This window comes from Methylibium petroleiphilum PM1, from assembly GCF_000015725.1.
In the GTDB taxonomy this organism is placed as follows: domain Bacteria; phylum Pseudomonadota; class Gammaproteobacteria; order Burkholderiales; family Burkholderiaceae_C; genus Methylibium; species Methylibium petroleiphilum.
This window is the reverse complement of record NC_008825.1, coordinates 1281057-1293274: the sequence shown is the minus strand read 5'-3', so window position 1 is coordinate 1293274 and position 12218 is coordinate 1281057. Positions and strand designations below refer to the sequence as shown.

13 protein-coding genes are annotated in these 12218 nt (G+C 63.1%); 8 read left to right on the top strand and 5 right to left on the bottom strand.

Going from position 1 to position 12218, the window contains the following annotated elements; translation table 11 throughout:
- Positions 1–405: 405 nt before the first annotated feature.
- Positions 406–696: a hypothetical protein gene (locus MPE_RS06010; protein ID WP_011828796.1), complete on the top strand. Its 291-nt coding sequence runs from the start codon at positions 406–408 to the stop codon at positions 694–696.
- 51 nt (positions 697–747) lie between these two features.
- A complete protein-coding gene (locus MPE_RS06005) occupies positions 748–939 on the top strand; it encodes a hypothetical protein (protein ID WP_041929562.1) in 192 nt (63 codons plus the stop codon).
- Between the two features lie 110 nt (positions 940–1049).
- On the opposite strand, the gene MPE_RS06000 is transcribed toward MPE_RS06005, so the two are convergent.
- Positions 1050–1976, bottom strand: coding sequence for an HNH endonuclease (locus MPE_RS06000; protein WP_011828794.1), 927 nt, complete (start codon positions 1974–1976; stop codon positions 1050–1052).
- A gap of 70 nt (positions 1977–2046) precedes the next feature.
- Between MPE_RS06000 and MPE_RS23190 the strand changes: the two genes are divergently transcribed.
- The 5 genes from MPE_RS23190 to MPE_RS05980 all read left to right on the top strand — a co-directional run bounded on the left by MPE_RS23190 (position 2047) and on the right by MPE_RS05980 (position 6621).
- The gene (locus tag MPE_RS23190) at positions 2047–2472 is read left to right on the top strand and encodes a hypothetical protein (protein ID WP_011828793.1); all 426 of its coding nucleotides are present in this window, start codon (positions 2047–2049) and stop codon (positions 2470–2472) included.
- 197 nt (positions 2473–2669) lie between these two features.
- Entirely contained in the window at positions 2670–4235 is a 1566-nt protein-coding gene (locus MPE_RS05995) for a recombinase family protein (RefSeq protein WP_011828792.1), read from the top strand.
- A complete protein-coding gene (locus tag MPE_RS05990) occupies positions 4232–5131 on the top strand; it encodes a ParB/RepB/Spo0J family partition protein (protein ID WP_011828791.1) in 900 nt (299 codons plus the stop codon). Before MPE_RS05995 ends, MPE_RS05990 begins: the two co-directional genes overlap by 4 nt.
- Positions 5128–6006, top strand: a complete 879-nt coding sequence (locus MPE_RS05985; RefSeq protein ID WP_011828790.1) for a plasmid partitioning protein RepB C-terminal domain-containing protein — start codon at positions 5128–5130, stop codon at positions 6004–6006. Before MPE_RS05990 ends, MPE_RS05985 begins: the two co-directional genes overlap by 4 nt.
- Positions 6007–6111: 105 nt before the next feature.
- Positions 6112–6621, top strand: a complete 510-nt coding sequence (locus MPE_RS05980; protein WP_041929561.1) for a hypothetical protein — start codon at positions 6112–6114, stop codon at positions 6619–6621.
- Positions 6622–6657: 36 nt separating this feature from the next.
- On the opposite strand, the gene MPE_RS05975 is transcribed toward MPE_RS05980, so the two are convergent.
- Entirely contained in the window at positions 6658–9414 is a 2757-nt protein-coding gene (locus MPE_RS05975) for a DNA phosphorothioation-associated putative methyltransferase (RefSeq protein ID WP_237706375.1), read from the bottom strand.
- Here MPE_RS05975 and MPE_RS05970 point away from each other — a divergent pair.
- Positions 9398–10426 carry a hypothetical protein gene (locus MPE_RS05970; protein WP_148210901.1) on the top strand — a complete coding sequence of 343 codons (1029 nt, stop codon included), beginning with the start codon at positions 9398–9400 and terminating at the stop codon, positions 10424–10426. The genes MPE_RS05975 and MPE_RS05970 overlap by 17 nt on opposite strands.
- On the opposite strand, the gene MPE_RS05965 is transcribed toward MPE_RS05970, so the two are convergent.
- The 3 genes from MPE_RS05965 to MPE_RS05960 all read right to left on the bottom strand — a co-directional run bounded on the left by MPE_RS05965 (position 10423) and on the right by MPE_RS05960 (position 12168).
- The gene (locus MPE_RS05965; protein WP_011828787.1) at positions 10423–11067 is read right to left on the bottom strand and encodes a class I SAM-dependent methyltransferase; all 645 of its coding nucleotides are present in this window, start codon (positions 11065–11067) and stop codon (positions 10423–10425) included. The two genes, MPE_RS05970 and MPE_RS05965, sit on opposite strands and share 4 nt — an antisense overlap.
- 55 nt (positions 11068–11122) lie before the next feature.
- Positions 11123–11497: a hypothetical protein gene (locus MPE_RS23185; protein ID WP_148210900.1), complete on the bottom strand. Its 375-nt coding sequence runs from the start codon at positions 11495–11497 to the stop codon at positions 11123–11125.
- 89 nt (positions 11498–11586) lie between these two features.
- Entirely contained in the window at positions 11587–12168 is a 582-nt protein-coding gene (locus MPE_RS05960; RefSeq protein ID WP_011828785.1) for a hypothetical protein, read from the bottom strand.
- Positions 12169–12218 lie beyond the last annotated feature (50 nt).

Genomic DNA, 12218 nt, shown 5'->3' with positions numbered 1-12218 from the left:
ACGCACTACCTGGCGCTGGTCGCCTTCGCCATTCTCATGATGGTGCTCTACTTCTTCCGGCACCAGCTCGACCGGCTCATCGAGTACCTCGAAAGCAGGAGCGACCGCGAGGGGCGCGTTGGTTGACATCGCTGCGCAAGCGAAAGGCCGCGATCTGTCGGACCATCCTTCGACGCGTGGCGCTCGGCTCGCTCGAGGACCGCCTTTGGGATCAGATGCAGCCAGTCAGGCGCGAGTTTGGCAGTCCTAACTTCGAGCGCCTGATGGAAGAGGACTATCGCGCGCGCGTTGGCGCCTTCGATCCAGCGCTGGCGGCCGCCTCGCCGGCGCTACAAAGGCGGCGGCCTGGATCAGTACGCTCGCGCGTTCTGCATCACCGTCCACTTAGACTTTGACGGATAAACCATGAACAGGAAGAACAAGCAGCCCGGCACCGGTGGCACGCCTGCGTCGGTCGCGTACGAGGTCGCTTTCGAGCAGGACCTGGCGGGCATGACGGTCGCGGAGTTCATTCGGTGGAATCCGCGCTTCACCGAAGAAGAAGCGCGGTCACGAATCGCCGCAGCTAAGGCCAAGGTGGGCCGCACAAAGCACAAGCAGCCAAGCGCTAGCGTCTTCGACGCTCGCGACCTCAGCCTTGCCGGCACGCCCGAAGAGCTCGCCGAGCAGATGCGCGTCGCCGTCGAGCGCGGCTAGGCTGACCTCGCTTCGAGCACACCGGCGCAGCAGTTTGAGCACGAGAGCAAGTTGCTGGCCGCGCTACTGGCTGGATCAGGCGAGAAGATGCGGCCCTCGTGCTACGAGCCCGATGACGAGCCGCTGACCGCTCGTCAACTTGCGGCGATCAAGGCGGACGCGGCCGAGCATCTGCCCAAGGGCAAGGTGCTGTCCGACGCCAAGCTGGTGCCCACCGAGAAGAGCGGCGGCCTGCCAAGCTAGCCTGCGCCATACGCGCCCGCGCTGCGCGCGGCATCGGGGCGAGATCTCTAGCACAGGCCAACCCCAAAGAGGAAAACAGTAGCTTGCACGTCGACTCGCTTCGCTGCGCGCTATGCCGCTGCCTTGAAAAGCTCAAACCGACGTGCCAAGCGTTCGCGATCAGGTCGGTCCTGGGATCGGGAAGGCAAGTGCAGCTCGCCGCGGTGAAGTCGCTTCAAAGCCTCGAGCATGGGACCGTCGTTCTGCCCAAGTAGCCGCTCCGAAACATGCACGCGATAATCCGGGTCGACCCCAATAAGGTGCGCGTCGAAGGCCGCATGATGGATCTTCGAGAGCGGAATGCCATTCGGGACGATCGGCTGCCCAAGCCGCTCGTCCATGTCAGCCACGATGTGAGCCGCATCCAGCAACAGCGGCTCTGGCAAGCCTGACAGCGCACACCGCCCACGATAGGCGGTGATAACCGCGTCGCGGAACGAGGCCTGATGCAAGCGCTGCTGCACCATGCGCAGCGCGTACCGACGTTCAGCACGGTCCCCCGGGGGCTTGGCAGCCAGGGACAACGGGTCACCGAACGCCACCTTCGCCTTGGATGCCTGCGCGTCCCAACCCACGATGAACGCCGGCACGACCGGCTGGTAGCGCCCGGGTGACACACCGAGGAAGTAGATGATTGGCACCTGCTGCTCCATCGCCTCGCGCAGCCAGCGGTTCTCGGCCACGTCGGGGTCGGTGCCCATGAACGCGTAGTCGATCGTCTCTTCACCCTCGTAGATCTGGCGGTGGACGTGCCTCTGGTCGTCGTACCAGACCTTGGCGCCAGCTTTTGGGAACACCGTCTTGATCGACAGCAGGTGCTGCATCTGCTGCGGCTTGAAGATGCCGCGTTGCGGGTTCACGAGCGGCACACGCTCGCCCTCGAAGGTGAACCCGGCGCCCAGGTCGGTGGCCGTCAGTTGGTCGTGAGTCTCGAGTAGACGTCGGACTTGGCCGAACGCAGCGATGCGCATCAGCGACTGACGTTCGTCCGAGTCCATCGCGCCAGCTTAGCGGCGGCGCCCTGCCGCTGCCACCGGGCTATCACGCCCTTCGCGCAGGGAGGATTCCATGGGACTCAAGAGATGCCTCGCGTGCGCAGACGCCTTCCAGACATCAGCACGCGTGCCGACACAGAACTACTGCAGCCGACCCGAGTGCCAGCGAGAGCGCCGCAAGCTTTGGCAACGGGAGAAACGCCACGCCGACGGGGACTACCGCGCCAACCAACTCCAGTGCCAGCGTCGCTGGCGCGAGAGCCACACCGACTACTGGCAGCAGTACCGGGCCGAGCACCCCGGTTACGTCGAGCGCAACCGCCGTCAACAACAGGTTCGCAACGCCATGCGTCAACCAGGTTTGATTGCAAAGATGGACGCGATCCCGCAGGTTTCTCCTTTGGCCTCAGGCACTTACCACCTCACTCCGGCCGAAAAGGGCGAGATTGCAAAGATGGACGCGTGGATCGTCAAAATAACTTTGCTGTCAGGCACTTAGCGTCTTCGCAGCTGATTGCAAACAGCCTACTCGATCGACGCGCCATAGCTTCGCTGCTACCTTGGCAGGGCGAACACGACCGCCGAGCGCCGACGCACGACCTTTCCATCAGGCCCGCATCGACCGACGGCGTCGCCTGCGCCACCGGTGCCTTGCCGGTGAGGCCCGTTGGCCCGTTGACCTGGTGGAGGCCGTACATGCAATCGGACGTCCCACGAACCGAAGGGCAGGAGGTGCCCATCCGCATGCGCGCGGCCGAGTACGTGCGCATGTCGACCGAGCACCAGCAGTACTCCACCGAGAACCAGGGCGACAAGATCCGCGAGTACGCCGCGCGGCGCGGCATCGAGATCGTTGCGACCTACGCAGACGAGGGTAAGAGCGGGCTGCGCATCGACGGACGCCAAGCGCTGCAGCGCCTGATTCATGACGTGGAGAACAAGCGCGCCGACTTCCAGATCATCCTCGTCTACGACGTCAGCCGCTGGGGACGCTTCCAGGACGCCGACGAGAGCGCGTACTACGAGTACATCTGCCGGCGTGCTGGTATCCAAGTCGCCTACTGCGCCGAACAGTTCGAGAACGACGGCTCGCCGGTGTCGACGATCGTCAAGGGTGTCAAGCGGGCGATGGCTGGCGAGTACAGCCGCGAGCTCTCGGCAAAAGTGTTTGCTGGCCAGTGCCGACTGATCGAGCTGGGTTTTCGTCAGGGCGGGCCAGCCGGGTACGGCCTGCGCCGCACGCTGGTTGATGTACAGGGGGCGGCTAAGACGGAGCTCTCCCGCGGGGAGCAGAAGAGCCTGCAGACCGACCGCGTCATCCTGACGCCCGGCCCCGAAGAAGAGGTTCGGATCGTCAACCAGATCTACCGCTGGTTCATTGACGACGGTCTGGTTGAATCGGAGATCGCTGGCCGGCTCAACGGCATGCGCTTGCGCACGGACCTCGGCCGCGAGTGGACCCGGGCAACGGTGCACGAGGTGCTGACCAACGAGAAGTACGTCGGCCACAACATCTACAACCGGGTCTCGTTCAAGCTGAAGAAGGTGCGGGTGGTGAATCCGCCCGACATGTGGATCCGGCGGGAGGGCGCGTTCACCGGCATCGTGCCGCCCGACGTGTTCTACACCGCCCAGGGGATCATCCGGGCACGGGCGCGTCGCTACACCGACGAGGAGCTGATCGAACGGTTGCGCGGTCTGTATCGCAACCGCGGCTTCCTGTCCGGACTGGTGATCAACGAGGCCGAAGGCATGCCCTGCGCCGCTGTCTATGCGCACCGCTTCGGCAGCCTCGTCCGTGCCTATCAGCTGGTGGGCTATACACCCGACCGCGACTACCGATACGTGGAGATCAACCGCCAGCTGCGCCGCATGCACCCTGACCTGGTGCAGCAGATCGAGCGCGAGATCGCCAACCTCGGCGGCTCCTTCGAGCGAGACCCGGCCACCGACGTGCTGTGGGTGAACCGCGAGTTCACGGTGTCCATCGTCCTTGCACGGTGCCACGCCGTCGACAGTGGCCACAACCGTTGGAAGATTCGACTCGACACCAGCCTCGCGCCGGACATCTCCGTGGCGGCCCGGCTCGATGACGGCAACCAGGCAGTGCGGGACTTCTACCTCCTCCCGCGGGTTGACTTCGGCCCGTCGCGCATCAGCCTTGCCGAGCAGAACACCGCTGAGCTCGAGAGTTATCGCTTCGAGACGCTCGACTACCTCTATGGAATGGCCGCCCGGGCGCGGCTGCGGGTGGCGGCGTGAGCGCAGATCGCCAGCAGGAGCTTCGACAGATCCCGATCGATCGCATCGAGGTGCTCAACCCGCGCGAGCGCAACAGCCGGGCCTTTGGGGAGATCGTCGGCAACATCAAGACCATCGGGTTGAAGAAGCCGATCGTCGTGACACCGCGGCGTGGGCCTAATGGCGACGAACGCTACCTGCTCGTGTGCGGCGAGGGGCGCATGAAGGCCTTCAAGGCGCTGGGCGAGGCGACGATTCCTGCGCTGGTCGTTGTCGTCGGCGACGAAGACGCGTTCATCATGAGCTTGACTGAAAACATCGCGCGGCGGCAGTGGCGGCCGCTGGAGTTGCTCGCCGGCATCCAGCAGCTCCGAGATCGGGGGTACACGCCGAAGCAGATCGCCACCAAAACCGGGCTAACGCTGAGCTATGTCCAAGGCATCCTCACGTTGATCCAGCGAGGTGAGCAGCGACTGCTGGTCGCCGTCGAGAAGGGTGACCTGCCACTGAATGCGGCTCTATCCATCGTCGGCGCAGGCGACGACAACAAAGCCGTGCAGACCGCACTGCAGGACGCCTACGAGGCGGGCACGCTACGGGGGCGCAGACTGATCGACGCTCGGCGTGTGCTTGAGCGGCGTGCCGTCCTCGGGCGATCGGTCGGCAAGTGCATGCCGCGCAAGGCCGCAGACGTGACGACCTCGAGCCTGGTACGCACCTATCAGAAGGAGGTCGAGCGACAGAAGGCTATGGTGCGAAAGGCGACGTTCGCACAGCAACGACTGCTCTTCGCGGTGAGTGCGTTGCAGCAACTCTTTCAGGACGAGAACTTCGTCAACTTGCTCCGGGCCGAGGGGCTGGACACCCTGCCGAAGTACCTCGCCGAGCGGGTGTGGACCGACGGGCGGCGGGCATGACTGGTGTTGCCTTGGGTTTTGTGCCGGCGCCGCTGGTGGTGCCGTTGGATCGGATCCTGCCTTCGCGCAAGGTGCCGGCTGGTCTGGCGACGTCGCGGAAGTTCAGGCAGATCCGGGCGTCAATCCAGGAGATCGGGCTGATTGAGCCGCTCTCCGTTGCGGCGATGGACGCCGGCACGGGCCAGCACCTTCTACTAGACGGGCACGTGCGGCTGGTGGTGCTGCGCGACCTGGGGCAGGAGGACGCACCCTGCTTGGTCGCCACCGACGACGAGGCTTACACCTACAACAACCGGATCAACCGCCTGTCGACGATCCAGGAGCACTACATGATCCGACGCGCGATCGATCGGGGTGTCTCACCCGAACGGTTGGCCAGCGCGCTCAGTGTGGACGTGAGCCATATCGCCAAGAAGGTGAACCTCCTGGACGGGATCTGCCCGGAGGCTGTCGAGCTCTTCAAGGACCGGCAGTTCTCGGCTGAGCTGGGCCGGGTGATCCGCAAGATGAAGCCGACGCGCCAGGTGGAGTGCGCGGAGTTGATGATTTCCGCGAACAACCTCACTGTGGCCTATGCCGAGGCGCTGCTTGTCGCGACTTCAGCGTCGGCCTTGGTGGACGGAATGCGGCCACGGAAAGTGAGCGGCGTGACGCCCGAGCAGATGGCGCGCATGGAGCGCGAGATGGCGAACCTGCAGGGCCAGTATCGGTTGGTCGAGCAGTCGTACGGGCAGGACGTGTTAAACCTTGTCTTGGCCAGGGGCTACCTCGCCAAGCTTCTTGAGAACGCGAAGGTGGCGAAGTACCTGAAGCAGCAGCAGCCGGAGATGTTGGAGCAGTTTGCGGCGATCGTGGAAGCCACAGCGCTGGAGTAGGCCAGAGGAAAGCGCGGTCTGTTCGAGCCGCAGTGCGCCAGCCGCGCGCGTGGCGTGGACTCCATAATGTCGAGGTCGCCCGCGTGCCATGAGGCACAAAACGCCATGGATGATCCGATCACCTATCTCTCGTTCTGGGACGTTGATCTGTCGAACTTCCCGATCGGTACCGTCAAGAAGCGTCACCTTTCCCAGACCGAGGCACGCAGCAAGATCAATTCAGCGCGCACAGCCGGGAAGTTGGTCTGCGTTGCAAGGGACGATCTTGGTGCGCCGTACTGCGAGCGCGAGCGCGAGCAGCACGAGCAACTGTGCGCGGCACTTCGTAACCACGTCGATGTCGACGTTCGGCTGAACGACTTCTTTGGCAGAAGTTGCGCGAACCCACTCGGCCTCGCACAAGTCGGTGAGCAAGCAGATCTGCTGGTCGTTGACTGCGCCTACGCCCTGGATGAGGGAGCCAGTGTCGATGCCGCCCGCATGGGGGTCGCCGATTCTGCTGAGTCCTTTGCAGCTGCGAAGGAGAAGGCGCGGCGACGTGGCAGGGAAGCGCTGCGGGTGAAGATTGCGCCAGACTCGATCAGCTTCTACGTCTTCGAACAGCTCGGGGGTTAGTGGCTTTTCGTCCGGCGGCAGGTCGTCTCGAACAGCTCACTTGGGAGTTCCTGCCGACTTGTAGCGCCGGGGCACCAGGCGGCCGGAAGGTCCAGCCCGCAACTCGATCGCCTCTCCCAACTCGGTAGGCGAATAGCTGAGGTGGATCGGCCTGTCCTTCCCGTAGTAGTAGAGCCGATCGAAAGGGAGGTTCTCGACAATCCAATCGGCGACCTCCTCCATGTTCTCATCGTCGACGATGAAGTCGCATGCGGCGCCACCGCGCTCGCAAAGCGGCTGGCCGCGCCGGTTCAGTTCATGTGCCGCATGCTGGTCCAAGTCGGGTGCCACCCGCCTCTTGATGTGCGCGCCCAGACCAGGGGAACAGAAGCCATAGGTCAAGCGGATCGCGCCGAAGTACTCCACGATCGGATCGAGCAGCTTCACGGCCAAGTCGTACAAGGCGTTATAGCTCTCCGGATTCAGCGGGGTGTTGGGCAGCCGCAGCCGCGCCTGGGTTTCGCCGCACTCGATGAAGCTGCGGTAGGAAAGCGTCGCGCCACACGCTTCGTCGAGCGATGGGATGGTCGTGCTGCGGCGAAGGGAAAAGCCTTTGACCTCCAGCCTGCGCCTTGCCAAGCTCTTCTCCAGCTGCTCATAGGTCGGTCCATGTTCGGCGCTGCCCAGGACACCAGCTTCCTCCAGTGCCCGATCGAAGGCTTCCTGCTCTTCGTAGTGCGCCATTTCTTCGTGCATGTAGCGACCCTTGAGATAGAGAGGCGGCTTGGGGTATTCGGCCCCGTACACGAAGAGGTCGTAGTCGGCGCGGCGTACGTTCACCTTGATGCGCCTGGTCATCAGCGGCAGTGGCTGTGCATCGAAGTTTTCGAACTGCATCAGCGTCAGTTTCCCTGAGCCGCAGTGCACCTTGACGAGATCCACTTTGCCCAGGTCACCGTAGACCAGGAGGCCGCACGAAACGAAGGCGCGCAAGACAATCGGGAGCCGCTCGACCAGCGAGACATGAAGCTGCAGCTTGTCGGCGTCCAGCCAGCCGAGCCCGCTAGTCACCGCTTCTCGGCAAGCCGTGAGCAGCGCATCTCCATCAGCCGCACGAGTGAGCAGTTCCATACCGGCCGCCTGGGCACTCGCATAGTCACCAAAGAACGCCTTGACGTCTCGCTGTAGGCGGACCTCCAGCTGACGATACCGAGGGCGCTTGCTGAACTGCTGGATCGCGAAGTAGAGCAGCAAGTCGTCGGCGCGCGCCGCCTGCGCCTTCGCCAGCATAGCCCCATCGAAGCTGCGGACCATCTTCCTGATGGCTCGGCCCAAGCTGCCGAAGACGTCGATGAGTTCCGGCAGCCTGTCAATCTCAGCCTCTTCTGGGTATCGGCCCAGGTCAAGGGTTGCACGCCACAGCTCCGTGAGCAGTGGATGTGGCGGTTCAGGCGTCCGTGGCGCGGCGATCTCACGGACAGGTTGCTCCCTGACTGGCTTGGGCGGCCTCGGCCGGACAGCAAGCAGGCGCTCCGTCACGTCGCGCCGTCTGTATCGGCCGGCGAGGTATCGCTGCTCCCAATCCTTGTCCTTGAAGACCAATGCCATGCCTGGCCCAACAAGGATTGCCTCCTGGTGCAGCGCCTGCTCGAGGTAGTCTTTCAGTTCCGCCTGCTGAAAGTACTTCTGGAACGTGCCCCTCGACGTCATGAAGCCATCGCCGAATGGCTTTCCAGCGTTCTCCGGTCCGTACAGCATCACTGCCACGGACATCACGCGCTGGGCGAGGGAGAAAGCGCGGTGGAGCACGTCGACGCGCTCCGCGGGATCTTCGATGACGTTGATCACGAAGCCGACGTTGACCACTTCGGCAGTGGAGAGCGGCCTGTTCGGCGCGTAGTGAGGATCCCAGCCTTGGGCAGCGAAACCTTCGCCACTGAGCGTTGACAGGTCGTCGCCTCGTCCGCAGCCATAGTCGAAGAATGACATCTCGCGGCTTAGCAAACCCAACCGCAGCAAAGTCTGGACCGGTGCCGAGAGCGCCGACCGCCCGAGCGCGGTCAGGTGACGCTGAACACATTGCCCTACCCGGTTCGCCCGCCCATCAACATCGTCGATGGCGTTGCCCAACGGCGCGAGCTGGCCACCGAGCAGCTGATATCCCTTTGCCGCAATGTGTCGCTCCCAGTTCATTCGGAAGCCGATTGACAGCGGATCGTCGAACAAGCCGAGCGCTTCGGCCTGTGAGGTCATCGCGCACCAACGTTCCCGCGCAGGATGCCGATCCGACACCAGCAGCTCCTTCCTGTGCAGGATCGGTGGGTTCAGCGATTCGACATAGGACCGTAGCACTGGCTCGCTGTTGCCGCTCCTCCCTGGGGACCAGCTCAAAGCAAGGGCTGGAAACGGCTCGTCATCGAACTCCGGGTAGGCGAGAAGTGAAACGCGCTGTGAGCGGGTGTTGATCTTCGCGACGTTGGCCAACGCTCGCCCTCCATCGTCGAGCCGCTGAAGCGCATTCCGAATGATCGCGCGTTGCGACGAATCCGCGAGATCGTCAACGAACTCGAGATGGACGTAGAGGTCGTCGCCGACCCGCTTCCCCGCGCCGTTGCGCATCGAGGCCTCTCCAAGTGCACCGCTTAACTCGACCGCTGCGTCGCTCCAGGCGGTCTGCCCGTGCGCAACATTCCAGCACGGCAGCATCATGTTAGCGCCCTTCTTCACGTCGGCCGCACGAGCGGTGGCTGCCTTCCGATGGCGGCACAATTCGCGATCAACGCGCTCCGGAGGGAACATGAAGACATGGCTCATCGCGTTTGCCTTGGCCACCGTGACAACGCTGGCCAGCGCGCAGCAGACGCCCCCACCGAAAGCCGTTGACTCCGCGGCGGTGGCGCCAGTGATAACGACCCAGGTCAGTCCTCCACCAGCGCCCGCAGCGACAGGCCACGGCAAGGGATCGCAACCAGATGAAGCTGCGTTAACGAAGTCGCTGACTGGCCTTGAATCAGCGGTCGCCCGGATCGAAGGAAAGCTGCCGTCAGCGTGGTGGACGACACCTTTGACCACGCTGATCTCCGTCTTGATCGGCGGACTGATCACAGGTGGCATCGGGTACTTCATGCAAGCACGCCTGCTCGAGCATCAGGATCAGCAGGCCGCCAAGCGTGCGATCCTGGATGAGAACCTGGCCGACAAGAAGGCGAACCACGAAGTCCGGCAAACGCTGTTCGATTGGCGAGTGCGGCAGTTCATGGAGCTGTATGGACCTCTGCGCGCGCTGTTCGACGGGTCCAATGAGGTCTACCGTCGGATGAATGAAGCTCTCATCAGTCAGGACCCAAACCGCTTCCGGGACTTGACGCTTTCCGGCGAAGCCGATCAGCTGAAGGAGGTCGATCCAGATGGCCGATTCTTTGAGATCTACGACGAGACCACAGGAGCCTGGCGCAAGTTCCGAACGATCATGGACTGGAGCATCGTCTACGGCCGCGGCCTCGGTGTCGATGGCTACTTCGACAGGATTGTCGACATCGGCAGCAGCATCTCAAAGCTAATAGGGGAGAAGGCTGGCTTGGTGATGCCGCACCACGCCGAGCTCTTGGCTTCCTTCGGAAAGTACCTGGCGCACTTTGAGGTCCTAAAGGAACTCCATGCAGGGGCGCAAGAGCCTCAAGACGAGGCGAAGGTCGCAATCGGAGCTCCCCTCAAAGTCAGGGAAGCAGCCGCGTTTCCAAACAGCATTCAGAGACTCGTCCGGGCAGGAGCCGATGAGCTTCTTGCCGAGCTGGCGAAACCTTCAGTTGCCCAGCCAACAGCTTAGCGGGACGGTTCAGCTCCACGGCGAGCGAGGACGTTGATCCATAGCGGACCGTCCGGCCGCATCACATCCTTGCTTTCCCAGGACCGGAGCACCTGAAGACCGCTTTCCGTGATCGCATCCTCGAACTCTGCAGCGCTGTAGTACGTGTATCGGCGCCCGTCCGATTGCACTTGGTCGCCGACGCCGACTTGGACTGTTGCGAAGAAGACTCCACCGGGTCTGAGCAGATCTCGCAAGCTTCTGATGGTTCCGTAAAGCTCTGAACGACGCAAATGCAAAAGCGAAGCGCATGCCCAGATTGCATCGAACCGCTCGTTCGTCTCGAAGGACTCCGCGCGCGCGACCGTGAAGTACGGCCCTACGTGGCGCGACGCTAGGGTGGCAAGTTCCGGCGACGCCTCGATACCGAAGGCGTCGTAACCCAATGCCCGAAAGGCTTTGACGTCACGGCCTGAACCGGATCCAACGTCCAAGATCCGGCCATGCTCGCCGACCGCCTCCAAGAACGGGCGATAGAGATGGACCATGGAAAGACCGAAGGTCCGGTCGAAGTACGACTGCGCGTTCTCCCGGTAGAAGGCGTCTGTCGCTGCCACTACCGGCACGCCTTTTCGTTCGATGGACTGCTCGAGATTGTTCATGCCCGACCCTTTCGACAGAGAGTATGTACGCCCACTGGCTCAGGAGGTGAGCCACCTATCCATCGGAAAGGTCACATCGCAGCCCGGTCAGATCCTGTCTTCTTCGGCCTTCCGGGCGCAGGTCAATGATCCGCGCTTCCGCGACGACCTGAATGGCAAGGGATACTTCGGCCTCCGAAGGCGTTCCATGAAGTGGGATTCGCCGACGACCGACCAGCAGCAACGTCCCTCCTTCCGGACCACACGTGGCCCGCCATGTCCCATCGACCGCGGCGCCCATGCTTGCCAACGCCGCCTCAAGGCGGCAGATCGTGGGAAACGGCATGCTCTTCGCCAGCACCTCCCCAGTCGAACCCATCACCTCGAAAACCACCGTTCCAGGGGTACCGGTGCGAATCACGATCGATGCTCTCCCCGATTCCAACTTCATCCGGCAGCCTCCACGATCCTCCGCATCGAGCACCGCACTACCGCCACGCCTCAGGTGCAACGATCATTGTCAGTGTTGCCATACGACTGCTATCCGACGTCTCGGATGGCCAGCGCAAAGGCTTCGTGCTCTGCAAAGCCTTCCATGATCAGCTCGACGATCACCTCGCGGCGATCGCGCACGGCCGGCGGCAACGTCGCCTTGTGCTGTTGGTAGAAGATCGCCATTAGCTCACGAGCGCGCGGCTCCTTCACCCTCTTGCGCGGTTGCACCGCGACCTCGGTCGACTTGACGAAGCAGGCGAAGTCCAGGCTCACCGTGCTCCAGTCGAACTCGAAAACTCGTTCGCGGGCGGCGACTGGATCGAAGTGGCGAGTGAAGCCACTGCCGCACTCGCCAGAACCCTTGTTAATGACGAGGGAAGTCAGGTCCGGAAGACCTCGTTCGCTCGTGAACATGCGGACCACATCGAGCCGGCGACCAGTGGACACCGCAATGGCCTTCTGCACCACCGGCCTCTCCGGATACTCGGCCTTCGCGCGTTCGACCAGTTCGCCATAGGTGAGACGATGCTTGTGCTTGGCCAAGTCCACCAGGATCGGGTAGTACGCTGACGCCAGGAGCACATCCGTCAGCGTGACGTTGGCATAGAAGCCCTCTGCAATGCCCATCGTGCCCCCGCTGCCATTGACCTGGAGGTCGAAGTGTCGCCGATGCGCTT

Bases quoted from the DNA above. Each gene is read 5' to 3' on its own strand.
- MPE_RS06010 (WP_011828796.1), top strand. From the start codon at position 406: ATGAACAGGAAGAACAAGCAGCCCGGCACCGGTGGCACGCCTGCGTCG.
- MPE_RS06000 (WP_011828794.1), bottom strand. From the start codon at position 1,976: ATGGACTCGGACGAACGTCAGTCGCTGATGCGCATCGCTGCGTTCGGC.
- MPE_RS23190 (WP_011828793.1), top strand. From the start codon at position 2,047: ATGGGACTCAAGAGATGCCTCGCGTGCGCAGACGCCTTCCAGACATCA.
- MPE_RS05995 (WP_011828792.1), top strand. From the start codon at position 2,670: ATGCAATCGGACGTCCCACGAACCGAAGGGCAGGAGGTGCCCATCCGC.
- MPE_RS05985 (WP_011828790.1), top strand. From the start codon at position 5,128: ATGACTGGTGTTGCCTTGGGTTTTGTGCCGGCGCCGCTGGTGGTGCCG.
- MPE_RS05980 (WP_041929561.1), top strand. From the start codon at position 6,112: ATGGATGATCCGATCACCTATCTCTCGTTCTGGGACGTTGATCTGTCG.
- MPE_RS05970 (WP_148210901.1), top strand. From the start codon at position 9,398: ATGAAGACATGGCTCATCGCGTTTGCCTTGGCCACCGTGACAACGCTG.
- MPE_RS05975 (WP_237706375.1), bottom strand. From the start codon at position 9,414: ATGAGCCATGTCTTCATGTTCCCTCCGGAGCGCGTTGATCGCGAATTG.
- MPE_RS05965 (WP_011828787.1), bottom strand. From the start codon at position 11,067: ATGAACAATCTCGAGCAGTCCATCGAACGAAAAGGCGTGCCGGTAGTG.
- MPE_RS23185 (WP_148210900.1), bottom strand. From the start codon at position 11,497: ATGAAGTTGGAATCGGGGAGAGCATCGATCGTGATTCGCACCGGTACC.
- MPE_RS05960 (WP_011828785.1), bottom strand. From the start codon at position 12,168: ATGGGCATTGCAGAGGGCTTCTATGCCAACGTCACGCTGACGGATGTG.